The following is a 2,539-nucleotide window of genomic DNA, read 5'->3' on the forward strand; positions in this document are numbered from 1 at the left end:
AAATGAGGACGCCCAGGCCGATAATAAGGATGGCGAGCAGGTTTTTGCCTTTCATGTTTACCGTCACCGCCTTTCGTTGTCTTTATTGTAGACCGGATGGCTTTGGCACAAAACGGACCAGCGGCGGTTTTTCATACTGGACCTTGGTCGGGGAAGGAAAGGAAGGGTCCGCATGGTGCGCTATACCGGCACTTTTGCCGTTATAGGGGGCGCTTTGCTCCGCGCGGGGTGCTATACCGGCACTTTTGCCGTTATAGGGGATACTTTACGGTCTAACGGACATGGTAGGGCGCTTTCCGACTCTAACGGACGTGACAGAGGCTATTTTGGATTTTACGCCCGGTTTTAAAGTTTAACGGACGTAGGTGCGCTTATTTAAGCACTTTGTGCGGTATTCAGGCAAAAATAAGGCGAATAGCCGCTCAAGCGTCCGTTAAAATTTTTGCCCGGCCTTTTTTCGGCAAATAGCCTCTGCTGCGTCCGTTAGCGCTGGGCGGGAAGGCAATCCACCCTTTTAGCGCTGGGCGGGTGCGGTGTGCAGGGGCAGGAACGTTCGCGGTGTGCAGGGAGGATTGTGCGGTGAGGCTTAACATTCGCAAAGTGCAAGCGCTTGAAGCCAGCCGGCGGACCGCCAAAAGGCGGCGGGGTTAAACCCGCGCATAAAAACTGAACGGCAGCCGGTTAAACCGGCATGTACAGATCCGACACTTGGATTAAATACGGAAAACCGTTTGCACCTCGCCGACAATTTTCCCGTTGTCGTTTTTTATTTCCGGCGGCGCGAATTTTTGCAATTCCGCAATTGTCTTTTCATTCGCATAGCCGATTTGCGTTAATATTGCGGTGATGATGTACGGCCATGCCTGGTCCGAACCATCCGACACTTTAAAGGCGAAACCGAGCTTTTCCCGCTTCAAGCCAAAGCAGTATACGCCTTTCGCTCCATCTTTGGCCACGATATTTTCGTCCTGCAAAAAAACGGAAGTGATCCGTCCGGTGCCCGAGACCAGCCAATGCTCGCGGTTCATGGCGTTGGTAATGTTCACAACCGCCGCCCGCACCGCTTCATCTTCAATCAACTCGGGACACGCCAGTTTCAAGTATGCGGTCGCCAAATTTTTTAACGGCATGGCGGTTACGGGGAAACCGCAGCCGTCCGTCGCCACATGCATTTCGTGGGGCGAGCATTCCGACATCCGCAAAAGCATCCGGATGATCTCCTGTTGCGCGGGGTGGCTGATATCCCAATAACTGTCAAGAGGCCAACCCATCTGTTTGCAAAGCGTAAGCACGCCAAAATGCTTGCCGGAACAATTATGGTAGATGGGGCGGGGCGGCGCTTGCCTTTTCAGCAAGTTTTCCCGGGCCGCGCTATTGGCAGGGTAGGCCGAACCGCAAGCGAGCATGGCTTCCTGCAATCCGCTTTTTTGCATGAGCGATTCCAGCGTTTCTATATGACCCGCTTCGCCCCGGTGCGATGATAATGTAATCGCTGTCTCCGCTTCCGAAAAGGAAAGCCGCTCATCGATTCCTCTCATCACGCGCGGGATCGCTTGAATCGGTTTCGCGCACGACCGCCAAAATGTCGGCATATCCATGTCGCCGACACGAATATGTACGCGCTTATCGGCGCCTACGCCGCAAATGCGGCCGCGATGAACATTTTCCAGGACGCCGCCGCGATATTCCTTAACCAAAATTTCATCCGTTTGCTCCATTTAAAAACACGCCCTTTACCGGTAAAATTCGCAATAGCCGCAAACTTTAAGTCATCCGTTATTATACGCGAAAAAGCTGTTCTCCCGATCCGTTTCATTTCCAACACCATATTGGCAAATGTTTGCGCCCGGCACGGTCGCGTTTTCCAAAATCGTTGTCGATTTAAGCAAAAAAACGCCGTCAACGCGCTGCGGCGCGCCAACAAAAAGTGCGCCGCCTCTTCGGACAGGATCGCAATCAATTTTACACTCCGGCGGATTCCGCCCGCATCGCATCTTTACGATCCGCGGAATTCGGACGGGGGTATCCCGGTATACTTTTGAAACACTTTGGTGAAATACCTGCGCTCGGAGTAGCCGCACATTTTTCCGATCTGCGCAATGCTCTTATCCGTCATTTTCAACAACGATTTGGCCGTTTCCATCCGCTGTCTTGTTATATATTCAACAAATGTCTCGCCAAAATGCATTTTAAACAACATGCTGAAATAACTGCAGCTGATTTTCAGGTAGTCGGCAAGCTCTTCGATGCCCAAATCGGAGGAAAGGTTCCTGTCAATGTAATCTTTCGCATTCATCATCAGGATCTCCCCGGTCTTCTTGTTCATTACAACCGCAAGGCACTGGTCGATCAGTCGGTTGATGATGGCGATCAGATCTTTTGTGCCGACGGTATGGCGCAACTCATCCCACAGTTTTTCTTCTTCTTGCATATTTACGATGTCCAGTTCCCGCATTTCGCGAAGCAGATGGATAACCAGGAAATGCAGAATTTGTTCAACGCGGGTTAACGATGTTTCGGAGATGGCCATCAAACATTC

The 2,539-nt window shown here is 51.6% G+C and carries 2 protein-coding genes; both read right to left on the reverse strand.

The genetic code is table 11. The features are described 5' to 3' along the window. Positions 1-713: 713 nt before the first annotated feature. Positions 714-1,718: an asparaginase gene (locus VF260_03110; protein ID HEX7056177.1), complete on the reverse strand. Its 1,005-nt coding sequence runs from the start codon at positions 1,716-1,718 to the stop codon at positions 714-716. A 278-nt stretch (positions 1,719-1,996) separates the two neighbouring features. Then, positions 1,997-2,539 (reverse strand): AraC family transcriptional regulator (locus tag VF260_03115; protein ID HEX7056178.1); only part of this gene is annotated, 543 nt, incomplete at its 5' end.

The sequence above is a fragment of the Bacilli bacterium genome, from assembly GCA_036381315.1.
Classification (GTDB): domain Bacteria; phylum Bacillota; class Bacilli; order Paenibacillales; family KCTC-25726; genus DASVDB01.